The organism is Mycobacterium sp. NGS45 (genome assembly GCF_059812645.1).
This window is the reverse complement of sequence record NZ_JCALDB010000004.1, coordinates 39146-62976: the sequence shown is the minus strand read 5'-3', so window position 1 is coordinate 62976 and position 23831 is coordinate 39146. Positions and strand designations below refer to the sequence as shown.

Below are 23831 nucleotides of genomic sequence, written 5' to 3'. Positions count from 1 at the left end.
CGAACTGAGCGACATGCCGGCACCGGATGCGTTGGCCGCCGGCGCCGCCCGCGAGCGTCAGCTGCAGTTGACCAAACCGCCCGGCGCGCTGGGCCGGCTCGAGGACCTGTCGGTGTGGCTTTCGGCCTGCCAAGGTCAGTGTCCGCCAAAGCAATTCGAGCGGGCCCGGATCGTGGTGTTCGCCGCCGATCACGGCGTGGCGGCTGCCGGGGTGTCGGCGTTCCCGGCCGAGGTGACCGCGCAGATGGTGGCCAACATCGACGCCGGCGGTGCCGCGATCAACGTGCTGGCGCAGGTCGTCGACGCCGGCGTGCGGGTGGTGGACATGGCCGTGGACGCCGAAGCGCTGTCCCCCGCGATCGGCGCGCACAAGGTGCGCCGGTCCAGCGGCGACATCGCCGTGGCCGATGCGCTGAGTCCGGATGAGACCCGCGCAGCGCTGGCGGCCGGCCGGCGGATCGCCGACGAGGAGATCGACGCGGGCGCCGACCTGCTGATCGCCGGCGACATGGGCATCGGGAACACCACGCCGGCAACGGTTTTGATCTGCGCGCTGACCAACACCGAGCCGGTGGTTGCGGTCGGCCGCGGCACCGGGATCGACGACACCGGCTGGATGCGCAAGACCGCCGCGGTGCGGGACGCGCTCTACCGCGCACACCCGGCCCGCCGGGATCCGGTGGCGCTGCTGGCCGTGGCCGGCGGCGCCGACCTGGCCGCGATCACCGGCTTCCTGGCCCAGGCGGCGCTGCGCCGCACCCCGGTGCTGCTGGACGGCCTGGTGGTGACGGCGGCCGCGCTGGTCGCCGACCAGTGGGCCCCCGGTGCCCGCGCGTGGTGGCGGGCCGGGCACCGCTCAGCCGAGCCCGCGCACGACCTGGCGCTGGCCCAGTTGGAACTCGAGCCGATCCTGGATCTGGGCATGCGGCTCGGCGAAGGCACCGGCGCCGCCGTCGCGCTCGGTGTGCTGCGCGCCGCGGTGGCCACCCTGGCTTCGATGGCCACCTTCGACTCCGCTGGGATCTCGGCCGGGCCGCGGCCGTGATCGGTTCGCTGGCTTCGGCTTTCGGTTTCGCCACGGTGCTGCCGATACGCAGCCGCACCCCGATCGGTCGGGGCACGCTGACTGCGCTGCCGGTGGTCGGGGTCGCGTTGGGCGCCCTGGCCGCCGCCGCGGTGGCCGGCGGGCAGGCGCTGTTCGGTGCGGGCAGCCTGCTGCCCGGGGTGTTGGCGGTGACCGTGCTGCTGTTGTGCACCCGCGGACTGCACATCGACGGGTTGGCCGACACGGTCGACGGCCTGGGTTGCTACGGGCCGCCCGAACGGGCGCTGACGGTGATGCGCGACGGCAGCAGCGGTGCGTTCGGGGTGGCCGCGGTGGTGGTCGCGATTGTGCTGCAGGCCTTGGCTTTCAGTGCGGTGGGCGGGCTGGCCGTGCTGACCGCGGTGGCCGCGGGCCGGGTGGCGGTGCTGTTCGCCGCGCGCCGCGGCGTGCCGGCCGCACCGGGCAGTTCGTTGGGCGCGTTGGTGGCCGGCAGTCAACCGCTGTGGGTGCCCGTCCTGTGGGCCCTGGCAGTAGCCGGCGCCGCGGTGTTCGCCGGCCCGCGCCCCTGGCAGGGCCCGACGGTGGTGCTGGGCGCACTGCTGATCACGGTGCTGGTGGTGCGCCATTGTGTGCGCCGATTCGGCGGCATCACCGGTGACGTGCTGGGCGCGGCCGTGGAGTTGACCACGACGCTGTGCCTGCTCGGGTTGGCGGCCGGCGGCTAACCGAGCCGATGCATCCAGCCGTGGGTGTCGGCGAAGGTGCCACGCTGGATCCCGGTCAGGGTGTCGCGCAACGCCATGGTGACCTCGCCGGGCTCGCCGTCGGCGATGGTGAATTCACCGTCGCCGTGTTTGACCACCGAAACCGGGGTGATCACCGCGGCGGTACCGCACGCGAACACCTCGGTGATCTCGCCGGAGGCCGCGCCCTTGCGCCATTCCTCGACGTCGATCTTGCGTTCCTCGATCGCGAAGCCGGCGTCGGTGGCCAACTGCAGCAGCGAATCTCGGGTGATGCCGGGCAGCAGCGAACCGGACAGTTCGGGGGTGACCAGCCGCGCCGACCCACCACTGCCGAACACGAAGAACAGGTTCATCCCGCCCATCTCTTCGACGTAGCGGCGCTCGATCGCGTCCAGCCACACCACCTGATCGCAGCCGTGCTCACTCGCTTCGGCCTGCGCCAGCAGCGACGCCGCATAGTTGCCGCCGAACTTGGCCGCACCGGTGCCGCCCGGGCTGGCCCGGACGTACTCGGTGGACAGCCACACGCTGACCGGTTTGATGCCGCCCTTGAAGTAGGCCCCGGCCGGCGAGCCGATCACCAGGTAGCGGTACTCGTCGGCGGGCCGCACCCCCAGTCCGGGTTCGGTGGCGAAGATGAACGGCCGCAGGTACAGCGACTCCTCACCACCGGCCGGCGGCACCCACTGCTCGTCCACGGCGATCAGCTGGCGCAGCGACTCCAGGAACAGCTCGGTGGACAGTTCCGGGATGGCCAACCGGCGCGCCGAACTCTGCAGTCGGGCCGCGTTGGCTTCCGGCCGGAACGACACGATCGAACCGTCGTTCCACCGGTAGGCCTTGAGTCCTTCGAAGATCTCCTGCGCGTAGTGCAGCACGATCGCCGACGGGTCCAGTTCGATCGGTCCGTACGGCAGCACCTGCGCATCGCGCCAGCCGCCGTCGCGGTAGTCGATCGAGACCATGTGGTCGGTGTGGTACCGGCCGAAGCCGGGTTCGCGCAGGATGTCGGCCCTTACCTGGTCGCTCGCCGGGTTCGGATTGCGGGCAAGCGAAAACTCGAGCGGGCCGTCGGTCATGCAGCGATTGTATAACCGGGCCGCCATCGAATTACCGGGTGCGTACCTCGACGAACGGCGGCTTGACCACCTCGCACTCGATCCGGCGGCCCCGCACATCGACCGCCACCCGTTGGCCGTCCTCGATCCCGGCTGCGGTGTCGATCAACGCCAACGCGATCCCGACCTTCAGGGTCGGCGAGAACGTCCCCGACGTCGTCACTCCCACCTGGGTGTCGCCGTCGAGCACGCTCAACTCGGCGCGCAGCACGCCGCGATCGACCGCGCGCAGCCCACGCACCACCCGCTTCGGGCCGGCTTCCTTCTCGGCCAGCAGCGCCTCGCGGCCCCAGAACGCAGGTTTGCGCCAGCCGATCGCCCAGCCGCAGCGCGCCTGCAGCGGCGAGATATCCAGCGACAACTCGTGCCCGTGCAGCGGGTAGCCCATCTCGGTGCGCAGCGTGTCCCGGGCGCCCAGGCCTGCCGGTTGGCCCCCGGCCGCGGTGACCTCGGCCAGCAGCGCGTCGAACACCGGTTCGGCGTCGTCCCAGGCCGGCAGCAACTCATAGCCCTGTTCGCCGGTGTAGCCGGTGCGGCACACCCGGACCGGCACACCGGCCGCGGTGGCGTCGGCATAGCCCATGTAGTCCATGTCGGTGGGCACGCCCAGCTTGCCCAGCACGTCGGCCGAGCGCGGCCCCTGCACCGCCAGCACGGCGCGGGAGCGGTGTTCGTCGGTGACGCTGATGCCTTCGGGCGCAGCGGCGCTGAGCGCCTCGACCACCGCGGCGGTGTTGGCCGCGTTGGGTACCAGGAAGATCTCGTCGTCGGCGACGTAGTAGACGATCAGGTCGTCGATCACGCCGCCGTCCGGCGTGCAGCACAGCGTGTACTGCGCCTTGCCGGGCCCGATCCGGGTCAAGTCGTTGGTCAAGGTGGCGTTGATGAACTCCGCCGCCCCCGGCCCGCGCACCATGGCCTTGCCGAGGTGGCTGACGTCGAACAGTCCGACCGCCGAGCGGGTGGCGGTGTGTTCACCGACGGTGCCCGCGTAAGCCACCGGCATCAGCCAGCCGCCGAACTCGGCGAAGCTGGCGCCGAGATCGCGGTGCCGCTGTTCCAGTGGGCCGTGCTGCAGTTCGGCGCTCGATTCAGTCACGGCCGTCACCCTAGTCGTCCGCGGCGACGCCGATATGGTGTTGACGTGAGCACCGCACCTGGCCATCAGTCCCCGTCCGTCTCCGTCGCCACCTCGCTGCCCAAACGCGGCAGCGACGCTTCGGTGCTGATCGTCGGCATCGTCAGCCCCGAGGACACCGACGGCAAGAACGGCACCACCACCGTGACGGTGGCACCCAGCACGTTCCTGACCGCCGAAGCCACCGCCGAGATCGAGGCCGCACTCAACGCCCTGGGCGCCAAGGCCGGCGCCGAGCAGGTGACCCGGGTGCTGGCACCGTCGCTGCCGGTGGCCAGTGTGTTGGCCGTCGGGCTGGGCAAGCCGCGCGACGAGTGGCCCACCGACCTGATCCGCAAGGCCGCCGGTGCGGCCGGGCGCGCGCTGAACGGCACCGAAGAGGCGCTGACCACGCTGTCCGAGCTGGATCTGGCCGGCGCCGTCGAGGGTCTGATCCTGGGCTCCTACAAGTTCGAAGAGTTCCGCTCCGACAAGACCGCACCCAAGACCGCCGGGCTGCGCACCATCACGGCGCTGTCGAGCGCCAAGGGCGCCAAGGACACCGCGGCCCGGGCAGCCGCGGTGGCGACCGCGGTGGCCACCGCCCGCGACTTCGTCAACACCCCGCCGAGCCACCTGTTCCCGGCCGAATTCGCCAAGCGCGCAAAGAAGTTGGGGGAACAGGTCGGCCTCGAGGTCGAGGTGTTGGGCCGCAAGGCACTGGAGAAGGCCGGCTACGGCGGCATCGTGGGTGTCGGGAAGGGCTCGTCGCGCCCGCCGCGGCTGGTCCGGTTGATCCACCGCTCCGGTCGCGCCGACGCCAAGACCGTGGCGCTGGTCGGCAAGGGCGTCACGTTCGACACCGGTGGCATCTCGATCAAGCCGGCCGCCTCGATGCATCACATGACCTCCGACATGGGCGGTGCGGCAGCGGTGATCGCCACGGTCGCGCTGGCCGCGCAGTTGAAGCTGCCGGTGGACGTGATCGCCACCGTGCCGATGGCCGAGAACATGCCATCGTCGACCGCGCAGCGCCCCGGCGACGTCCTGACCCAGTACGGCGGCACCACCGTCGAGGTGCTCAACACCGACGCCGAGGGCCGGCTGATCCTGGCCGACGCGATCGTGCGGGCCTGCGAGGACGAGCCCGACTATCTGATCGAGACCTCGACGCTGACCGGCGCGCAGACCGTCGCGCTGGGCGCGCGCATCCCCGGTGTGATGGGCTCCGACGAGTTCCGCGACCGGGTGGCCCGGCTGTCCCAGGAGGCCGGCGAAAACGGTTGGGCCATGCCGCTTCCCGCCGAACTCAAAGATGACCTCAAGTCGACCGTCGCCGACCTGGCCAACGTCAGCAGCCAGCGCTTCGCCGGCATGCTGGTCGCCGGGGTGTACCTCGGTGAGTTCGTCGCCGACGGCGTCGATTGGGTGCACATCGACGTGGCCGGCCCGTCCTACAACACCAGCGGCCCGTGGGGCTACACCCCCAAGGGCGGCACCGGCGTGCCGACCCGCACCATGTTCGCGGTGCTGGAGGACATCGCCGCCAATGGCTGACGGCGCCACGGCCGCGGCGCCGACCACCGAGATCTGGGGGCACGGCCCGCAGCGCGTGGTGTTCGTGCACGGCGTGATGGACCGGGGCCGGTCCATTGCGCCGGTCGCCGAACTGTTGGCCGACGAGTGTCACATCGAGGCCTATGACCGGCGCGGTTACGGCGCCTCGGCGGGGCTGACCGATCAGCCGGTCGGCATCGACACCCACATCGACGACATCATCGCGGTGCTCGACGGGCGCCCGGCGGTGCTGGTCGGGCATTCGTTCGGCGGGTTGAACGCCTTGGGCGCGGCTGCGCAGGCGCCGGAGCTGGTGTCGGCGGTGGTCTGCTACGAGAGTGTGCCGGCCTGGGCTCCGGGCTGGCCGGACGCCGCGATGCGTGCGGTGTTCGCCTCCGACGATCCCGCCGGCACCGCACTGGAGGTGCTGCTCGGGGATCGGTTCACCGCGGCCAGTGCCGAGGCGCAGGACCGCTGGCGGGCCAAGACCGGACCGTTCCTGGCCGAGGAACGGTCGATCCGCGGTGCGCAGCCGCCATTCGACCTGGCGCAGGTCAGCGCCCGGGTGATCTACGGCGCCGGCGCCAACGATCTGATCGCCACGCCGATCGACTACTTGCGTTCGCAGATCGACGATTTCGAACTGGTGACGCTGCCCGGGGCGGACCACTTCGCGCACCGCAGCGCACCGGAGCAGTTCGCCGACCTGATCCGCCGGGCGTTCTAGAACGGATTGGTCCGCGCGGCCCGGCGCAATGCTGCGGGCAGCACCCGCGACAAGCCGTAGACCGCGTAGGCCTCGGGTGTCACCGGCCGGATCGGCGTGTCCCGCTGGACCGACGCCAGGATGGCCGCGGCCACCTTCTCCGGGCCGTAGCGCCGTTTGGTGAACATCTCCCGGCCCCGGTCGCGGGCCGACTCGATCAGCTCCTCGGGCAGGTCGAAGCGCGTCGAGTTGACGATGTCGGTGTCGATCACGCCGGGGCAGATCGTCGTCACACCTATTGCAGCGCTGGACAATTCAGCGCGCAGACAGTCAGAGAACATATACACCGCAGCCTTGGACGTGCAGTAGGCGCTCATCGTGCCCAGGGGTGCGTAGGCCGCCATCGACGCCACGTTCACGATGTGACCGCCGGTGCCGCGCTGCACCATCCGGGTGGCGAACGCACGGCACCCGTTGACCACACCGCCGAGGTTGACGTCGAGCACCCGCTCCCACTGTTCGGGCGGGGTGTCCAAAAACGCGCCGGCTTGACCGATCCCGGCGTTGTTGACCACCACGTCGGGCACGCCGTGGACCGCGCACACCTGCTCGGCGAACTCCTCGACCGCGCCCGAGTCGGCGACGTCGAGCCGGTAGGCGTGCGCGAGGCCGCCGGCGTCGGCGATGGCCGCCGCGGTCGCCTTGGCGGCGGCCTCGTCGATGTCGCTGACCACCAGTTCGGCGCCCTCGGCGGCGAACGCCAGCGCGGTGGCCCGCCCGATGCCGCTGCCCGCGCCGGTCACCGACACCAGGGTGTGGCCGAACGCACCGCCGGTTGCGCCGACCTGCGCGCGGGCCAACGCCCGGGCCTGCGGCGCGCCGTCGAGGTGCTCGACGAGCTCGATCACCATCTGCGCCAGCGCCGGGGCGTGCGACATCGGCATCCAGTGCCCGGCGGGCAGCACCCGGCGCCACAGCCGCGGGGTCCAGCGGGCTTCCTCGGTCAGCCCGTAATCGCGCACCACCAGGTCGTGCTCGCCGGTGACCACCTGCACCGGCACCGAGACGTAGTGGTCGCGCCGCACCGTGCGCATCGAACTGACCAGCGCGGGATAGATCTTGAGCAGGTTGGCGGCGTCGTCGTCGAAGTTCTCGCCGCGGTACTTGGGCGCGCCGGCCGAGTCCAGCGCCTGCATCCGGCGTGCCAAGCCGCGCCGCATCAGCGCCGGGGCCAGCACCGGCACCGAGAACGGCAGCCAGTAGCTGAACCGCGCCGCCAGGCCTACCGCGCGGGCGAACTGCACGGGCCGGTACGGCCGGGCCAGCCCGGCCCGGATGAACGCGCTGTAGTGGTCGCCGCTGGGACCGGCGACCGAGGTGAACGACGCCACCCGCTGGTCGGCGCCCGGGCGGTGCAGGTACTCCCAGATCGACACCGAGCCCCAGTCGTGGGCCAGCACGTGCACCGGCGCATCCGGGCTGCAGGCGGCGATGACGGCCGCGAAGTCGTCGGCCAACCGGTCCATCCGGTAGGCCCGCACCGGCTTGGGGACCGTCGAGTTGCCCGCGCCCCGACCGTCGTATCGGATCAGCCGGAATCGATCCGCCAGCAGCGGCACCACGCCGTCCCACAGCGCATGCGAATCCGGCCAGCCGTGCGCCAACACCAGCGGCGGCCCGTCCGGATTGCCTTCCTCGTACACCGCGATCCGAACCCCGTCGCTGCTGTCGACGAACTGCACGTGTCAGCCTCCGAGTTCCTCGCGCAGCGCACGTTTGCGCTGGATCCGCCGACGGTTGTCGAAGTCCCGCATGCGCTGCGGGTATCCGGTCTTCTGCACGTCGTACACCGGGATGCGCAACTGATCGGACAGCTTGCGGGCGCCGGCTTCGCCGACGGTGCGGCGGGTCCATTCGCCGTCGGCGGCCACCAGCACCACGGTGACGTCGGTGACCGTGGTCTTCGGTTCGACGAAGGCCTCGACCCCGGTTCGCTGCGCCATCCACTCCCGCATTGCGCGTACCTCGGTTCCGCTACTGCGGGAACGGAACCTGTCCAACCAACCCATGAATTCGATAGTGCCAGAATCATCGCGGTTGGCCCGGGTTCATGGCCCAGCCCGATCAGTGACAGGATGGAGTCGGACAGACCGCCCTGGACGCCCACCCGCAGGCGCGCCGCTGTGGTAAGCCAGAGTTCGACCCGTGATGACTGACCTTCGAGGAGTCAATTGACATGGCCGTCTCCGTAACGATGCCCGCACTCGGTGAGAGCGTGACCGAAGGGACTGTTACCCGCTGGCTCAAGCAGGAGGGCGACACCGTCGAAGTCGACGAGCCTTTGCTCGAGGTTTCCACCGACAAGGTCGACACCGAGATCCCGGCACCTGCCGGCGGTGTGCTGACCAAGATCATCGCGCAGGAAGACGACACCGTCGAGGTCGGCGGCGAACTCGCCGTGATCGGCGACGCCGGTGAGGCACCCGCGGACTCCCCGGACGCCACCGAGGCCGAGCAGGCCGAGCCCGAGGTCGAGCAGGCCGAGCAGCCGGCCGAACCGCAGGTTCCCGAGGAAGCGCCGGCCGAACCGGCCGCGCAGTCGTCGGGCGGCGGCGACGGCACCCCGGTGCTGATGCCGGAGCTGGGCGAATCGGTCACCGAGGGCACCGTGACCCGCTGGCTGAAGAAGGTCGGCGACTCGGTCGAGGTCGACGAGCCGCTGGTCGAGGTGTCCACCGACAAGGTCGACACCGAGATCCCGTCGCCGGTGGCCGGCACGTTGCTGTCGATCAGCGCCGAAGAGGACGACACCGTCGAGGTCGGCGGCGAGCTGGCCAAGATCGGTGACGCGCAGGCCGCAGCCGCTCCGGAACCCAAGCCCGAGCCCAAACCGGAGCCCAAGCCCGAACCCAAGCCGGAACCCAAACCGGAGCCGAAGCCCGAACCCAAGCCCGAACCGGTCGCCGAGGCCAAGCCGGAGCCCAAGCCCGAACCGAAACCGGAACCCAAGCCCGAACCGGCCGCGCAACCCGCGGCCTCCGGGGACACCCCGTACGTCACGCCGCTGGTCCGAAAGTTGGCCGCGGACAACGACGTCGACCTGAGCACCGTGCAGGGCACCGGCATCGGTGGCCGCATCCGCAAGCAGGACGTGCTGGCCGCTGCGGAAGCCAAGAAGGCCCCGGCTCCGGCAGCTGCCCCGGCCGCCCCGGCCGCTTCGGCTGCCCCGGCCGCCCCGGCTGCTGCTGCGGCACCGTCGGCCCCGAGCCCGCTGGCGCATCTGCGCGGCACCACCCAGAAGGCCAACCGGATCCGGCAGATCACGGCCAAGAAGACCCGGGAATCGCTGCAGACCACCGCGCAGCTGACCCAGACCCACGAGGTCGACATGACCAAGATCGTGGCGCTGCGGGCCAAGGCCAAGGCCGGGTTCACCGAGCGCGAGGGCGTCAACCTGACCTACCTGCCGTTCATTGCACGCGCGGTGATCGACGCGCTCAAGGCGCACCCGAACATCAACGCCAGCTACAACGAAGAGTCCAAGGAGATCACCTACTTCGACGCCGAGCACCTCGGCTTCGCGGTGGACACCGAACAGGGTCTGCTCTCCCCCGTCGTGCACAACGCCGGCGACCTGTCGCTGGGCGGTTTGGCGCGCGCCATCCACGACATCGCCGACCGCGCCCGCTCGGGCAACCTGCGTCCCGACGAGTTGGCCGGCGGCACCTTCACCATCACCAACATCGGTAGCCAGGGCGCGCTGTTCGACACGCCGATCCTGGTGCCGCCGCAGGCCGCGATGCTGGGCACCGGCGCGATCGTCAAGCGACCCCGGGTCGTGGTCGACGAGAACGGCAACGAGTCGATCGGCGTCCGTTCGATCTGCTACCTGCCGCTGACCTATGACCATCGGTTGATCGACGGCGCGGACGCCGGTCGGTTCCTCACCACGGTTCGTAAGCGCCTCGAGGAAGGTGCATTCGAGGCCGACCTGGGGCTGTAAGTCATGGCCTCCTCGACGGTCGCCATCGCGGGCTCCTCGGGTCTGATCGGTTCGGCGCTGAGTTCGGCGCTGCGCGCCGACGGTCACCGGGTGCTGCGGCTGGTTCGGCGCGCACCGTCGAACCCGGATGAGCGGCACTGGAACCCCGCGACCGGCGAACTCGACCCGGCCACCCTGGACGGCGTCGACGCGGTGGTCAACCTGTGCGGCGTCAGCGTCGGCGGCGGCCGCTGGTCGGGTGCCTACAAGCAGAGCCTGCGCGACAGCCGGATCGACCCCACCGAGGTGCTGGCCCAGGCCATCGCCGACACCGGTGTGCCGGTCCTGGTCAACGCCAGCGCGGTCGGCTTCTACGGCGACACCGGAGCCCGCACGGTCGACGAATCCGATCCGGTCGGTACGGGTTTCCTGGCCACGCTGTGCGCAGACTGGGAGGCCGCCACCGCACCGGCAGCCGATGCCGGAGCCCGCGTGGTGTTGGCCCGCACCGGACTTGTGCTGTCCCGCACCGGTGGCATGCTGGCCCGGCTGCGTCCGCTGTTCGCGGCCGGACTGGGCGCGCGGATCGGCAACGGCCGGCAGTATCAGCCGTGGATCACCCTCGACGACGAGGTCCGTGCGTTGCAGTTCGCGCTGTCCGACGACCGCCTGGCCGGACCGGTGAACCTGACCGGACCGGCCCCGGTGACCAACGCCGAATTCACCGACGCGCTGGCCAAGACGCTGCACCGGCCGTCGTTCGTGTTCATCCCGAGCTTCGCCGCCAAGCTGGCGTTCGGCGAGTTCGCCGAGGAGGGGCTGCTGGCCGGGCAGCGCGCCATCCCGGCCGTGCTGGAACGCGCCGGCTTCGAGTTCCGGCACAACACCATCGGCGAGGCCTTGGCCTACGCCACCAGCCGACCGAGCTGAGCCGTCCCGGCGGGGATCGAACTCGGCCCGGCGAGCGCACTCACCACATCAGGCCGCGCACCATCTCGGTCGGCGGGATGGCGTCGACGGCGATCAGGCCCGCCGGGGCGCGGCACACCCAGTCGATCGCGTTGACCGCGCGCGCCGCCGTCGACAGGCAGCCCGCTTCGGTGACGTCCAGCGTGGGATGCGACAGGCTGGTCTGGATCTCGATGCGCGGTTCGCCCTCGATGATCACCTTGTGCACACCCGGCATACCCTCCGGCGGGTACTGCCAGTCCGGTCCGGACGCCGGGGTCAGCCGGTTGACGTGCTCGACGGTGATGACCGGCGCACCGTTGCGCACACCCTCGGCCGCGAACCGCACGGCGGCCAGCTGGCCGGGCTCGACGGTGGTCATCACGCACTCGATGCGCTCGTCGGTGTACCAGGGCTCGAAGCGCTGGCGCACCTCGTCGAGTTCGACACCGAGCTGCGTGGCGATGTTGCGCACCAGGCCACCGAACATCGAGACCACCACGCCCGGCTGGAACGCCAGCGGGGTCTGGTCGTCCGGAGTGCTGCCGAATCCCATTGCGGTTCCGGTGTATTCGAAGTCGTCGTAGTTGCCGTAATCGAAAATCTCCTGCACGGTCACCGATCGCGCGCGGGTCACCAAACTCAGCGCGCCGTACACCGCGGTGTCGCTGGAGTAGCCCGGGTCGATGCCGTTGATGTACAGCGACGAGTTGCCGGCTGCACACGCCTCCTCCAAGGGCACCCGCAGCCAGTCGTCGGCGTGGTGCGGCGCCACCAGCCACACCATCGACGTGCCGACCACGTTGATGCCCGCCGCCAACAGCTTCGTCATGTCGGCCAGAGCCTCCATCGGCCGGGTCTCGCCCAGCGCGGTGTAGAGCACGCAGTCCGGCCGCAGCGCGATCAACTCCTCGATGTCGCCGGTGGCGATCACCCCGGTCGGTTGCCCGAGGCCGCACAGTTCGGCGGCGTCCTTGCCGATCTTGTCCGGACCGGACGCGTGCACCCCCACCAATTCCAGGTCGGGTCGGCCGATGATGGCCGCCAGCGAATGCCGACCGACATTGCCCGTGGAGAACTGCACGACTCTGCGCATCGCGTGAGATCCGTTCCTAGTTCGTGAATCCGGCGGCCACCATGCCGAGGCCGCGGCGATGCACATCGCATCGCCGAGTTCCACTCTGCCTGCCCACAGCGGCTCGTGGATGCGCTTTACTGTAAACCCGACGGGAAAGATTTCAGGAGGCTTCCTATGACGCAGCGGCCCTACCGCGTCGTGCAGTGGATGACCGGAGACGTCGGGCAGGTGGGCATCCGACACTTCACCGAGAACCCGGTCTACGACCTGGTCGGGGTGCTGGTGCACAGCGCCGACAAGGTGGGCAAGGACGCCGGTGCCCTCGCCGGCATCCCCGACACCGGCGTGATCGCCACCGACGACGTCGAGGCGATCATCGCCACTGACGCCGACGTGGTGTTCTACACACCGCTGCTGATGGACGTCGAGACCGTGTGCCGACTGCTGCGCTCTGGCAAGAACGTCGTCACCACCAGCGGCTTCTATCACCCGTCGCCGGACTTCGCCGCACCCGCCGCGGCCGTCGCGGCGGCCTGCGCCGACGGTGGCACGTCGCTGCACGGCGCCGGCATCCACCCCGGGTATGCCGGCGACCTTCTGCCGCTGACCCTGGCGCGGGTGATGAGCCGGATCGACCGGATCGACGTCTACGAGGTGGTCGACGTGCTGGCCGATGCCCCACTCGACCACGTCGACTGGATGGGCTTCGGCAAGGACCCGGAGAAGTTCCGCACCGAGCCGACCATCCTGGGCATGGCTGTGCCGTTGTTCGCACAGTCGATGTACCTGGTCGCTGACGGCCTGGGCGTGCAGATCGACGAGGTCACCGCCGCCGAGGTCGAATGCGCGGCGGCCGCCCGGGACATCCCGTATGCCGAGGGCGTCATCCCCAAGGGCACCGTCGCGGCACAGAAGCACCGCTGGAGCGCGTGGTCTCAGGGCCGCGAACTGATCACCTACCACCCCATCTACCTGATTGGATCGCCGGAAGACCTTGACCCACAGTGGGATTGGGGCGAGACGCGGTACCGCATCGTGGTCGAGGGTGATCCGCCCACCGAACTCACCCTCAAGGGTGTGCGCCGCGACGACGGCACCATGAAGCATCCCGGCTACACCTGGACCGCGATGGCCGCGATCAACGCGATCCCCGACGTCTGCGAAGCGGCCCCGGGCTGGTGCAACCATCTCGACCTCGGCCTGGTCCGGCCCCGCGGGCTGGTGCGCTGATCGAGCTGATCCGCCGCCGGCTGCGACGCTGATCCAGGTACGGTCGACCCATGACCTCGATCCGGGCCTCGAGCGCACCGCTGGTCGTCCGCGAACTCGACGTGCTGGACTACCAGGCGGCCTGGGATCTGCAGCGCGAACTGGCCGAAGCCCGGGCCGCCGGCGGGCCCGACACGCTGCTGCTGCTCGAACATCCCAGCGTCTACACCGCCGGGCGGCGCACCGAACCGCACGAACGTCCGGTCGACGGCACGCCGGTGGTGGACACCGACCGCGGCGGCAAGATCACCTGGCACGGCCCCGGTCAGCTGGTCGGCTATCCGATCATCGGCCTGGCTGAACCGCTGGACGTGGTGAACTTCGTGCGGCGGCTGGAGGAAGCACTGATCGAGGTGTGCGCCGGATTCGGACTGGACGCCATCCGGGTGGACGGCCGCTCCGGGGTGTGGCTGCCCGCCGACGAGCTGCGCCCGGAACGCAAGCTCGGCGCGGTCGGGATCCGGGTGACCCGCGCGGTCACCCTGCACGGCTTCGCGTTGAACTGCGATTGCGATCTGGGCGCCTTCGGGCGGATCGTGCCGTGCGGCATCGCCGACGCCGGCGTCACGTCCCTTTCCGCCGAACTCGGCCGCCGGATCGGCGTCGACGACGTTCGCGAACAGGTGGCCGACGCGGTCTGCGCCGCTCTCGACGGGCACCTCGAAGTCCGCGAGCACGCACCGACCCGGGTACCATCACAGGGGTGACTGTCGATCCCGGGGCCCGAAAGCTGCTGCGTCTGGAAGTACGCAACGCGCAAACCCCGATCGAACGCAAGCCGCCGTGGATCAAGACCCGAGCCAAGATGGGCCCGGAATACACCGAACTGAAGTCACTGGTCCGCCGCGAAGGCCTGCACACGGTGTGCGAAGAAGCAGGCTGCCCCAACATCTACGAATGTTGGGAGGACCGCGAGGCCACCTTCTTGATCGGCGGTGAACAGTGCACGCGGCGCTGCGACTTCTGCCAGATCGACACCGGCAAACCCGCCGATCTGGACCGTGACGAACCGCGCCGGGTCGCCGAGAGCGTGCAGGCGATGGGCCTGCGCTACTCCACGGTCACCGGCGTGGCCCGCGACGATCTGCCCGACGGTGGCGCTTGGCTCTACGCCGCGACGGTGCGACAGATCAAGGCGCTGAACCCGAACACCGGCGTCGAATTGCTGATTCCCGACTTCAACGGGCACGCCGACCAACTCGAGACGGTGTTCGAGACCCGTCCGGAGGTGCTGGCGCACAACCTGGAGACGGTGCCGCGGATCTTCAAGCGGATCCGGCCGGCGTTCCGCTATCAGCGCAGCCTCGACGTGCTCACCGCGGCGCGCGACTACGGCCTGGTGACGAAGTCCAACCTGATCCTGGGGATGGGCGAAACCATCGATGAAGTGCAAGACGCGCTGCGCGATCTGCACTCGGCCGGCTGCGACCTGGTCACCATCACGCAGTACCTGCGGCCGTCGGCGCGCCATCATCCGGTGGAACGCTGGGTCAAACCCGATGAGTTCGTCGAACTCGCCAAGTTCGCCGAGGAACTTGGCTTTGCCGGGGTGCTGGCCGGACCGCTGGTGCGTTCGTCCTACCAGGCGGGTCGGTTGTACGCGCAGGCGGTCGAGGCCCGCACCGCCGCCGCAAAACCCTGAGCGCCGCCACCGTATCCTTGGTGCATGGCGAAAACCCGTACGCCCGCCGAGCTCAAGGCGGCCAAGGCCGAGGCGAAGGCGGCCCGTAAGGCCGCCGCCAAACAGCGGCGCAGTCAGCTGTGGCAGGCCTTCCAGATGCAGCGCAAGGAAGACAAGCGGCTGCTGCCCTACATGATCCTGGCCTTCGTGCTGATCGTCGGATTGTCGACGGCCGCGGGCATCTGGATGGGTGGTCTGCAGATCTACCTGATGCCGGTGCTGGGTGTGATCCTGGGCGCGCTGGTGGCGTTCATCATCTTCGGCCGCCGCGCCCAGAAGTCGGTGTATCAGAAGGCCGAAGGCCAAGCCGGTGCAGCGGCCTGGGCGTTGGACAACCTGCGCGGCAAGTGGCGGGTCACGCCGGGAGTGGCCGTCACCGGCAACTTCGACGCCGTGCACCGCGTGATCGGCCGGCCCGGGGTGATCTTTGTCGCCGAGGGCTCCGCGTCGCGGGTCAAGCCGCTGCTGGCCCAGGAGAAGAAGCGCACCGCGCGCTTGGTCGGCGACGTGCCCATCTACGACGTCATCGTCGGCGCCGGCGAGGACGAGGTCCCGCTCGCCAAGCTGGAACGACACCTCAACCGGTTGCCGGCCAACATCAACGTCAAGCAGATCGACACGCTGGAATCCAAGCTCGTGGCCTTGGGCAGCAAACTCGGTCCGGCCGCGGCGATGCCCAAGGGGCCGTTGCCCACCCAGGCCAAGGTGCGCAACGTCCAGCGCAGCGCGCGACGTCGGTAGGGCCTGGCGCCGGTCGGCCTACGGCTACCGCCCCTGATTCCTCACTCGACACCGGCCCGAGGTACGTCACTCCTCACCCAGCAGCCGTCCAGATACGACATTCCTCACTCGACACCGGTCCAGCTACGTCATTCCTCACTCGAGACCGCCCGAGGTACGGCATTCCTCACCCGAGACCGCCCGAGGTACGGCATTCCTCACCCGAGACCGCCCGAGGTACGGCATTCCTCACTCGACGGTGAACCTGTGCCGAGTGAGGAACCACGCACATTTTTCCTGCCGAGTGAGGAATCCTGCAGGTGACACGTGCCGAGTGAGGAACCCTGTACACAAAGTGCGAGTAACCCTGTGCGTCACTCCTCACTCGAAACCCGTCGAGGTACGGCATTCCTCACTCGGCGGTGACGCGGTACCTGATTCCTCACCCGCGGCGCTACCCACACGAATGAGGGTCCTGCATGGCACTGGCAATCAAGGCCGCCAACAGTGCAGTTGCCCGCGGAAGGGCAGACAACCCTGCATACAAGTCAGCGCCGCACTACGGCCGTATTGGTGAACTTGTCGTGCAGACCGCGGCCGTCGGCGTCCATGAACAGCGCCGGGATGACCAGTGCCAGCAACAGTCCGCGCACCACCGCGCGACCGAAGCCGACGTGCAGCCGCCCGTCGATCGGGACGACCTGCAGGCCCAGCGCCAGTTGCCCCGGTGAGAAACCGAACAGTCGTACCGAAATCGCACCGATCGCGAACCAGATGCCGATGATCGTGGCCGAACCGACCCAGGTGTAGCGCAGCGTCTCCAGGCTCATCAGCCCGAGCGGTATGGCCAAACCAGCCAGCCCGTAGGCGATGAACCAGTCCAGCAGCAGTGCCCCGAACCGCCGGAAACTGCGGGCCAGTGAACCGGGGCCGGTCTCCGGCAAACCCAACGAGGCGCCCGGATAGGCGTCGGGCGGGGTTTCGTCGGGATCGCGGCCGTACAGCCAGGACGAAATCGGGCGGGACATGCCCACCAGCATAGGTGTCGGCAAATTCCGCGAAATTGCGTAACGTCGGCGCAACATTCGGTTGACTACTGCGCAACATCACCTCCATAGCGTCAGCGCCGGGTTGGACACGCACCGCGAAAGACACGCGCTCAAACCAGGACCTGCCCTCAGAAGGACATGCGGCTCAGAAGCACTCAGAAGGAGTAGTAAGTGGCAGAACAGACGCAAGACGACATTTTCAAGCTGATCAAGGATGAGAATGTCGAGTACGTCGACATCCGCTTCTGCGATCTGCCCGGTGTGGTCCAGCATTTCTCGATCCCCGCGTCGGCGTTCGACGAGAGTGTCTTCGAAGACGGCCTGGCCTTCGACGGTTCCTCGGTGCGCGGCTTCCAGTCGATCCACGAATCCGACATGATGCTGCTGCCCGATCCGGCAACCGCCCGCATCGACCCGTTCCGGGCCGCCAAGACGCTGAACCTCAATTTCTTCGTGCACGACCCGTTCACCCGCGAGGCGTACTCGCGTGACCCGCGCAACGTCGCCCGCAAGGCCGAGAACTACCTGGCCAGCACCGGTATCGCGGACACCTGCTTCTTCGGCGCCGAAGCCGAGTTCTACATCTTCGACTCGGTGAGCTTCGACTCCAAGATCAACGGCACCTTCTACGAGGTCGATTCGGAGTCCGGCTGGTGGAACACCGGTGAGCCGTTCGAGGCCGACGGCTCGGCCAACCGCGGCTACAAGGTGCGCCCCAAGGGCGGCTACTTCCCGGTCGCCCCGTACGACCACTACGTCGATCTGCGCGACGAGATGGCCACCAACCTGATCAACGCGGGCTTCACGCTCGAGCGTGGCCACCATGAGGTCGGCACCGCCGGGCAGGCCGAGATCAACTACAAGTTCAACACGTTGCTGCACGCAGCCGATGACGTGCTGCTGTTCAAGTACATCATCAAGAACACCGCGTGGAAGAACGGCAAGACCGTCACCTTCATGCCCAAGCCGCTGTTCGGCGACAACGGCTCCGGCATGCACGCCCACCAGTCGCTGTGGAAGGACGGTAAGCCGCTGTTCCACGACGAGTCGGGCTACGCCGGCCTGTCCGACATCGCCCGGCACTACATCGGTGGCATCCTGCACCACGCCCCGTCGCTGCTGGCGTTCACCAACCCGACGGTGAACTCCTACAAGCGACTGGTGCCCGGTTACGAGGCCCCGATCAACCTGGTTTACAGCCAGCGCAACCGCAGCGCGTGTGTGCGTATCCCGATCACCGGCAACAACCCGAAGGCCAAGCGCCTCGAGTTCCGCTGCCCGGACAGCTCGGGCAACCCGTACCTGGCGTTCGCGGCGATGCTGATGGCCGGCCTGGACGGCATCAAGAACAAGATCGAGCCGCTGGCGCCGGTCGACAAGGATCTCTACGAGCTGCCGCCGGACGAGGCCGCCAACATCCCGCAGGCACCCACGTCGCTGGCCGCGGTGATCGACCGGCTCGAAGCGGACCACGAGTACCTCACCGAGGGCGGCGTGTTCACCGAGGACCTGATCGAGACCTGGATCTCCTACAAGCGGGAGAACGAGATCATGCCGGTGCAGATCCGTCCGCACCCCTACGAGTTCAGCCTCTACTACGACTGCTGAGTCGTGATACGAAAAGCCGGGTGGCGCAGCTGCGCCGCCCGGCTTTTCGTTGCGCTAAACACATACCGAAGCTGCTGCGGCCGTGGCGATTTCGTCGTCGCTCAAGGTATTGCTCGGCGACAGGTAGTGCGACAGCACGGTGCGCACCAGCAACTCGGCGTGCGGTTCGGCGGCCAGCACCGGTTCGACGGTTTGGGCCACCAGGTCGATCACAGTGAGATCGGCGCCGGCGTGCGGCACGACCAACTGCAACAGTTGGTCGACGTCGTGGTCGCGGATCGCGCCGAGTGCGCGATGCGCCCGCAGGTAGTCCAACGCGAACCGGACCAGGGTTCAGCCGGGATAGGGTGAGACTGAATCGTATATCCGTCTCACGGAGGTGCGCATGACCACAGCCCAGCATCCGACTCCCGGACCAGCACTGCTCAGCTATCTGGAGTCGCTGCCGGGTGCCCGGCGTCGCGCCGCACAAGATCGGATCGCCGCGCTGCCCCCGCACGAATTGGCCAGCTTGGGCGCCTCCGAGCCGCAGTACTTCGAATACGACTACGCCGTCACCGAGGTCGAGGGCACCGTACCGGCCGGGCTGTCCGGCGCGCTGTACCGCAACGGCCCGGGCCGCTGGGAGGACTATCGGCACCGCCCGCTGAATCACCTGTTCGACGGCGACGGGATGATCTCCAAGTTCGCCATCGGCAACGGCGCGGTGCGGTACCGCAACCGCTACGCGCGCACCCGCCACTACGGCGGCCGGGGCAGCACCACGCATATCGGCACCCCGTCGCAGGGCGCTCGGCTCAACCGGATCCTGCATCCGATGCCGTCGAATCTGGCCAACACCAACGTGATTCAGCACGCCGGCCGGATGTATGCACTCTGGGAGGGTGGCCCACCGCATGAGCTCGATCCGGAGACGCTGGAAACCCTCGGCGTGCGCCGGTTCGGTGGGCAGCTGCGCTGGCTGGGCTCCTACTCCGCGCACCCGTCGGTGTGCCCGGACTCCGGCGAGCTGTACAACTTCGGAGTCGAGCTGTTCCCGGCACCGCATCTGCGGGTGTACCTGACCAACACCCGCGGTCGGCTCCGGCATCTGACCTCGCTGAAACTGCCGTACGCCGCGATGATCCACGACTTCGCGCTCACCGAACGGCATCTGGTGTTCCTGGTATCCCCGATCATCCCGGCCGCGCTGCCGATGCTGCTCGGCGAGAGCCCGCTCGGCGATCTGATGACCTACCGGCCCGAACGCGGTTCGGTGGTGATCGTGGTCGACCGTGACGGCACCAACGCCCGCACTATCGAAACCGACCCGTTCATGCAGTTCCATCTCAGCAACGCCTACGACCGCGGTGACGACGTCGTCGTCGACGCCATCACCTACCGCGGCGGTGCAGTGTTGGCCGGCATCGCCGACTTCCGCACCCGGTCGCTGGCCGATGCGCACTCGGAGCTGACCAGGTTCACCGTGACCCGCTCCGGAGCCGTGCGACGCGACACCATCAGCAGCACGTCGTGTGAATTCCCGCGCCACCACCCGGATTTGGAAGGTAAGGACTACCGGTACTGCTACTTCTCCAGCCGCAACCAACTGGCCACGCTGTATGACGCGGTCACCAAACTCGACGTCGTCGCGCAGACCGAGACCCGCTACGTCGCCGAGCAGGCCGGAAACAGCTTCTGCGAACCGGTGTTCACGCCACGCCCCGACGGCACCGACGAAGACGACGGATGGCTGCTGACCGTGGAGTATGAGGCCGCGAGCCACCGCTCCCGGCTGGTGGTGCTTGATGCCCGCGACCTGGCAGCCGGTCCGGTGTTCCGCGCGCAGCTGCACCATCACATTCCGCAGGGCTTCCACGGCAACTTCTATCCGGCTGATTAGATTGCTGCATGCGGGTTTTGGTGCAGCGGGTCAGTTCGGCCAGCGTCGTCGTCGATGATCAGGTGGTCGGCGAGATCCAACCGGAAACCCAGGGTTTGGTGGCCTTGGTCGGCGTCACGCACACCGACGACCCCGCGGTGGCCCGCAAGCTGGCCGAAAAGCTGTGGCGGCTCCGGATTCTGGACGACGAGCGCAGCGCAGCCGATGTCGGTGCGCCGATCCTGGTGGTCAGTCAGTTCACGCTGTACGCCAACACGGTCAAGGGCCGGCGGCCGTCGTGGAATGCCGCGGCACCGGGACCGGTGGCCGAACCGCTGGTGGAGGTGTTCGCAGCGGCGCTGCGTGAGCTGGGCGCCGAGGTCGCCACCGGGAGCTTTGGTGCGCACATGCAGGTCGCGCTGGTCAACGACGGTCCGGTGACACTGATGCTCGAATCGTGACCGTGGGTTGCCTCCATCTTCACCAGCGGCCCCTACCGTCAGTCCATGGCAACTAAATTCGATGACCGCGTCACGACGTACTCATCACCGATGCTGAGCGTCTTCCGAATCGTGATCGGATTGCTCTTCTTGCTGCACGGCACCACGAAGCTGTTCGCCTGGCCGGGTGCCGGGCCGGCGGCCGAGATGTTCACCTGGCCGTACTGGTGGGCCGGCCTGATCGAACTGGTGGTCGGCGTCCTGGTAACGGTCGGCTTCTTCACCCGCGAGGCCGCGTTCATCGGCTCGGGCATGATGGCCGTCGCCTATTTCTGGCAGCACTTCCCCACCGACTTCTGGCCGATCAACAACGGTGGCGAGCCGGCGGTGCTGTTCTGCTTCGCGCTGCTGCTGCTGGTGTTCACCGGTCCCGGATCGTGGGCGGTGCAGCGCAGGTAGTCTGCCCTGCATGGTCAACAAGCACGTTCCGTCCTGGTACGACGACGAAGTCTCGGCACTGTTCGATCTGGCGAAGGGCTTCTTCGAACGCGAGGTCGTCGCCCACGTCGAGAAGTGGGATGCCCAGCGGCACATCGACCGGTCGGTGTGGCTGGAGGCCGGCAAGCTGGGACTGCTGTTGTGCTCGATACCAACTGAATATGGTGGCGGCGGCGGCACTTTCGCCCATGACCTCGCCGTGTTCGATGCCCAGGGATATGCCGGCGACCTGTCCCTGGGCATCGGCGTGCACAGCGGCATCGTGCCGCATTACATCCTGAGCTACGGCAGCGAGGAACAGAAGAAGACCTGGCTGCCGTCGATGGCCAGCGGTGAGGTGCTCGGCGCCATCGCGATGACCGAACCCGGGGCCGGATCGGATCTGAAGGCCATCCGCGCCACCGCGGTCCGCGACGGTGATGGCTACGTGATCAACGGATCCAAGACGTTCATCACCAACGGCAGTCAGGCCGACCTGGTGCTGCTGGCCGCCAAGACCGATCCCAAGGCCGGCGCCCGCGGCATCTCACTGCTGCTGATCGACGTGCGCGACTGCCCCGGCTACCAGGTCACCCGGGTGCTCGACAAGGTCGGCATGCACGGTGCGGACACCTCGGAGATCTCCTTCACCGACGTGCGGGTGCCCACCTCGGCGCTGCTCGGACCGGACGACGGCAAGGGTTTCGGTCAGATGATCGCCCAACTCGCTCAGGAGCGGCTGATCGTGGCGGCCCAGGCGGTCGGCGGCATGGAGCGCGCCGTCGATGAGACGATCGCCTACACCAAGAGCCGGGAAGCCTTCGGGCACAGCCTGTTCAATTTCCAGAACACCGCCTTCGAGTTGGCCGAGTGCATGACCATCGCGCGCACTTCACGGGTGTTTCTGGACCACTGCATCGAGACCCATCTGCGCGACGAACTCGACGGCACCGAGGCCGCGATGGCCAAGTACTGGCTGACCGACAAGCAGTGCGAGGTGATCGACCGCTGCGTGCAGTTGCACGGCGGCTACGGCTACATGCGCGAGTACCTGATCGCCCGGATGTACGAGGACGCCCGCGTGCAGCGGATCTACGCCGGGGCCAACGAGGTGATGAAGGAGATCATCGCGCGCTCGCTGTAGCACGCGACGACCAGCTGAAAAAGCACGCAGGCCCGCAGCGATCCGAAGATCACTGCGGGCCTGCGTGTTCGTACCAGGCCAAGAGCCTTAGGCCGAGGACAGCACGTCCGCGGTCACCAGCGCTTGGGCCACACCGGAAATGATGGCCGCCAGCCGGATTGCCTCGAAGATCGCAGTGCGCGAAACTTCGGCTTCGCGCAGCACGTTCTCGTGAGCCTCCAGGCAGTGCGAGCAGCCGTTGATCGCCGACACCGCCAGGGACCACAGCTCGAAATCAGCCTTGGGCACACCGGGATTGGCGATGATGTTCATCCGCAGCCCAGGCCGCAGGTCGTCGTAGCGACCCTCGAGCTGGCCCCGAGTCCGGTAGAACACGTTGTTCATACCCATGATCGAGGCGGCGCCGAGCGCAGCGTGGTAGGCCTCCTCGGAGAGCACGTCGAGGGCGTCCTCGGCGATCTCCTTGATCAGCCGCTCGTTGCGCGTCGCGGCTGCGGTCGCCACCAGGGCGCCCCACAACTGCTGCTCGTTGAGCTCCGTGCTGCGCGCGATGTTGCCAAGGTTGAGCTTGAGGTCCTTGGCGAACTCCGGTAGCGCTTCCTTGACGTTGTCGATACTCATGGTTAGACCGCCTCAGACAGCAATTCGCCTGCGTTGATGGTCGGGTCGCCCTTCTTCCAGTTGCAGGCGCACAGCTCATCAGACTGCAGAGCATCGAGCACGCGCAGCACCTCGTCGACGTTACGACCCACCGAGCCGGCGGTCACGGACACGAACTGCACCTCGTTGTTCGGGTCGACCAGGAAGGTCGCGCGGTCGGCCACACCGTCGGCGTTGAGTACGCCGGCTGCGGTGACCAACTCGCGGTTGAGGTCGCTGAGCATCGGGAACGGCAGCTTCTTCAGATCCTCATGCTGGGCCCGCCACTGGAAGTGCACGAACTCGTTGTCCACCGACACGCCCAGGACCTTGGCATCGCGGTCCTCGAACTCGTCGTTCAGCTTGCCGAACGCAGCGATCTCGGTCGGGCACACGAAGGTGAAGTCCTTCGGCCAGAAGAACACCACGCGCCACTTGCCCTCGTACTCCTCGCTGCTGATCTGCGTGAAGTAGTCGTCGGGAGACTTGGCCTCGACCTCGGACAGGTCGCCACCGATGACGGCCTTCAGATCGTAGGACGGAAACTGATCGCCGATGGTGAGCAACGCCACGACAAACACCCCTTTTCTGGAATTAGTCCAATTTGGTTACGTTCCCATTGTGCCTGGGAAAACCGCACCAGGGA

Annotated in this window: 24 protein-coding genes; 15 read left to right on the top strand and 9 right to left on the bottom strand. The window is 68.3% G+C overall.

Annotated features, from left to right (window positions below):
- Nucleotides 1-13: 13 nt before the first annotated feature.
- Complete coding sequence (cobT, locus tag AC5Y3P_RS05380) at nucleotides 14-1045, top strand: nicotinate-nucleotide--dimethylbenzimidazole phosphoribosyltransferase (protein ID WP_500044987.1); 1032 nt, start codon at nucleotides 14-16, stop codon at nucleotides 1043-1045.
- The gene (locus AC5Y3P_RS05375; RefSeq protein WP_500044857.1) at nucleotides 1042-1770 is read left to right on the top strand and encodes an adenosylcobinamide-GDP ribazoletransferase; all 729 of its coding nucleotides are present in this window, start codon (nucleotides 1042-1044) and stop codon (nucleotides 1768-1770) included. Before cobT ends, AC5Y3P_RS05375 begins: the two co-directional genes overlap by 4 nt.
- On the opposite strand, the gene AC5Y3P_RS05370 is transcribed toward AC5Y3P_RS05375, so the two are convergent.
- Nucleotides 1767-2870, bottom strand: a complete 1104-nt coding sequence (locus AC5Y3P_RS05370; RefSeq protein WP_500044856.1) for a branched-chain amino acid aminotransferase — start codon at nucleotides 2868-2870, stop codon at nucleotides 1767-1769. The genes AC5Y3P_RS05375 and AC5Y3P_RS05370 overlap by 4 nt on opposite strands.
- Before the next feature lie 31 nt (nucleotides 2871-2901).
- Entirely contained in the window at nucleotides 2902-4008 is a 1107-nt protein-coding gene (gene gcvT, locus AC5Y3P_RS05365; protein WP_500044855.1) for a glycine cleavage system aminomethyltransferase GcvT, read from the bottom strand.
- Nucleotides 4009-4053: 45 nt separating this feature from the next.
- Between gcvT and AC5Y3P_RS05360 the strand changes: the two genes are divergently transcribed.
- Both AC5Y3P_RS05360 and AC5Y3P_RS05355 read left to right on the top strand, forming a co-directional pair.
- Complete coding sequence (locus AC5Y3P_RS05360; RefSeq protein ID WP_500044854.1) at nucleotides 4054-5583, top strand: leucyl aminopeptidase; 1530 nt, start codon at nucleotides 4054-4056, stop codon at nucleotides 5581-5583.
- Nucleotides 5576-6310 carry an alpha/beta fold hydrolase gene (locus tag AC5Y3P_RS05355; RefSeq protein WP_500044853.1) on the top strand — a complete coding sequence of 245 codons (735 nt, stop codon included), beginning with the start codon at nucleotides 5576-5578 and terminating at the stop codon, nucleotides 6308-6310. The genes AC5Y3P_RS05360 and AC5Y3P_RS05355 overlap by 8 nt, the downstream gene beginning before the upstream one ends.
- Here the strand turns inward: AC5Y3P_RS05355 and AC5Y3P_RS05350 are convergent.
- On the bottom strand, nucleotides 6307-8031 hold the full coding sequence (locus tag AC5Y3P_RS05350; protein ID WP_500044852.1) for an SDR family oxidoreductase: 1725 nt from the start codon (nucleotides 8029-8031) through the stop codon (nucleotides 6307-6309). The two genes, AC5Y3P_RS05355 and AC5Y3P_RS05350, sit on opposite strands and share 4 nt — an antisense overlap.
- A gap of 3 nt (nucleotides 8032-8034) precedes the next feature.
- Nucleotides 8035-8358 (bottom strand): oxidoreductase, encoded by a 324-nt coding sequence (locus AC5Y3P_RS05345; RefSeq protein ID WP_500044851.1) that lies wholly within the window; start codon nucleotides 8356-8358, stop codon nucleotides 8035-8037.
- Between the two features lie 167 nt (nucleotides 8359-8525).
- Here AC5Y3P_RS05345 and sucB point away from each other — a divergent pair, with 167 nt between their 5' ends.
- The gene (gene sucB, locus AC5Y3P_RS05340; protein ID WP_500044850.1) at nucleotides 8526-10292 is read left to right on the top strand and encodes a 2-oxoglutarate dehydrogenase, E2 component, dihydrolipoamide succinyltransferase; all 1767 of its coding nucleotides are present in this window, start codon (nucleotides 8526-8528) and stop codon (nucleotides 10290-10292) included.
- A 3-nt stretch (nucleotides 10293-10295) separates the two neighbouring features.
- Nucleotides 10296-11201, top strand: coding sequence for a TIGR01777 family oxidoreductase (locus AC5Y3P_RS05335; RefSeq protein ID WP_500044849.1), 906 nt, complete (start codon nucleotides 10296-10298; stop codon nucleotides 11199-11201).
- A gap of 40 nt (nucleotides 11202-11241) precedes the next feature.
- Here AC5Y3P_RS05335 and AC5Y3P_RS05330 read toward each other — a convergent pair whose 3' ends face one another.
- Nucleotides 11242-12315: an NAD(P)H-dependent amine dehydrogenase family protein gene (locus AC5Y3P_RS05330; RefSeq protein WP_500044848.1), complete on the bottom strand. Its 1074-nt coding sequence runs from the start codon at nucleotides 12313-12315 to the stop codon at nucleotides 11242-11244.
- Nucleotides 12316-12471: 156 nt separating this feature from the next.
- Between AC5Y3P_RS05330 and AC5Y3P_RS05325 the strand changes: the two genes are divergently transcribed.
- Genes AC5Y3P_RS05325 through AC5Y3P_RS05310 form a run of 4 tightly spaced genes read left to right on the top strand, consistent with a single transcriptional unit; the run spans nucleotide 12472 to nucleotide 15988 of the window.
- Nucleotides 12472-13527: an NAD(P)H-dependent amine dehydrogenase family protein gene (locus AC5Y3P_RS05325; RefSeq protein ID WP_500044847.1), complete on the top strand. Its 1056-nt coding sequence runs from the start codon at nucleotides 12472-12474 to the stop codon at nucleotides 13525-13527.
- Between the two features lie 50 nt (nucleotides 13528-13577).
- Nucleotides 13578-14273: a lipoyl(octanoyl) transferase LipB gene (gene lipB, locus AC5Y3P_RS05320; protein WP_500044846.1), complete on the top strand. Its 696-nt coding sequence runs from the start codon at nucleotides 13578-13580 to the stop codon at nucleotides 14271-14273.
- Nucleotides 14270-15208 carry a lipoyl synthase gene (lipA, locus tag AC5Y3P_RS05315; RefSeq protein ID WP_500044845.1) on the top strand — a complete coding sequence of 313 codons (939 nt, stop codon included), beginning with the start codon at nucleotides 14270-14272 and terminating at the stop codon, nucleotides 15206-15208. Before lipB ends, lipA begins: the two co-directional genes overlap by 4 nt.
- Before the next feature lie 24 nt (nucleotides 15209-15232).
- The gene (locus tag AC5Y3P_RS05310; protein WP_500044844.1) at nucleotides 15233-15988 is read left to right on the top strand and encodes a DUF4191 domain-containing protein; all 756 of its coding nucleotides are present in this window, start codon (nucleotides 15233-15235) and stop codon (nucleotides 15986-15988) included.
- Between the two features lie 527 nt (nucleotides 15989-16515).
- Here AC5Y3P_RS05310 and AC5Y3P_RS05305 read toward each other — a convergent pair.
- The gene (locus AC5Y3P_RS05305) at nucleotides 16516-16995 is read right to left on the bottom strand and encodes an RDD family protein (RefSeq protein ID WP_500044843.1); all 480 of its coding nucleotides are present in this window, start codon (nucleotides 16993-16995) and stop codon (nucleotides 16516-16518) included.
- A gap of 192 nt (nucleotides 16996-17187) precedes the next feature.
- Between AC5Y3P_RS05305 and glnA the strand changes: the two genes are divergently transcribed.
- Nucleotides 17188-18624: a type I glutamate--ammonia ligase gene (glnA, locus tag AC5Y3P_RS05300; RefSeq protein ID WP_500044842.1), complete on the top strand. Its 1437-nt coding sequence runs from the start codon at nucleotides 17188-17190 to the stop codon at nucleotides 18622-18624.
- 54 nt (nucleotides 18625-18678) lie between these two features.
- On the opposite strand, the gene AC5Y3P_RS05295 is transcribed toward glnA, so the two are convergent.
- The gene (locus AC5Y3P_RS05295) at nucleotides 18679-18939 is read right to left on the bottom strand and encodes a hypothetical protein (protein WP_500044841.1); all 261 of its coding nucleotides are present in this window, start codon (nucleotides 18937-18939) and stop codon (nucleotides 18679-18681) included.
- 70 nt (nucleotides 18940-19009) lie between these two features.
- Here AC5Y3P_RS05295 and AC5Y3P_RS05290 point away from each other — a divergent pair, with 70 nt between their 5' ends.
- From AC5Y3P_RS05290 to AC5Y3P_RS05275, 4 genes are read left to right on the top strand one after another with little or no spacing between them, the layout of a single operon-like run.
- A complete protein-coding gene (locus AC5Y3P_RS05290; protein WP_500044840.1) occupies nucleotides 19010-20506 on the top strand; it encodes a carotenoid oxygenase family protein in 1497 nt (498 codons plus the stop codon).
- 8 nt (nucleotides 20507-20514) lie between these two features.
- Entirely contained in the window at nucleotides 20515-20946 is a 432-nt protein-coding gene (gene dtd / locus AC5Y3P_RS05285) for a D-aminoacyl-tRNA deacylase (RefSeq protein WP_500044839.1), read from the top strand.
- 45 nt (nucleotides 20947-20991) lie between these two features.
- Complete coding sequence (locus tag AC5Y3P_RS05280) at nucleotides 20992-21384, top strand: DoxX family protein (protein WP_500044838.1); 393 nt, start codon at nucleotides 20992-20994, stop codon at nucleotides 21382-21384.
- Between the two features lie 10 nt (nucleotides 21385-21394).
- Complete coding sequence (locus AC5Y3P_RS05275; RefSeq protein WP_500044837.1) at nucleotides 21395-22546, top strand: acyl-CoA dehydrogenase family protein; 1152 nt, start codon at nucleotides 21395-21397, stop codon at nucleotides 22544-22546.
- Nucleotides 22547-22633: 87 nt separating this feature from the next.
- Here the strand turns inward: AC5Y3P_RS05275 and ahpD are convergent, their stop codons facing one another.
- The gene (gene ahpD / locus AC5Y3P_RS05270; RefSeq protein ID WP_500044836.1) at nucleotides 22634-23167 is read right to left on the bottom strand and encodes an alkylhydroperoxidase, AhpD family; all 534 of its coding nucleotides are present in this window, start codon (nucleotides 23165-23167) and stop codon (nucleotides 22634-22636) included.
- A gap of 2 nt (nucleotides 23168-23169) precedes the next feature.
- Nucleotides 23170-23757, bottom strand: a complete 588-nt coding sequence (locus AC5Y3P_RS05265; protein ID WP_500044835.1) for a peroxiredoxin — start codon at nucleotides 23755-23757, stop codon at nucleotides 23170-23172.
- Nucleotides 23758-23831: the final 74 nt, after the last annotated feature.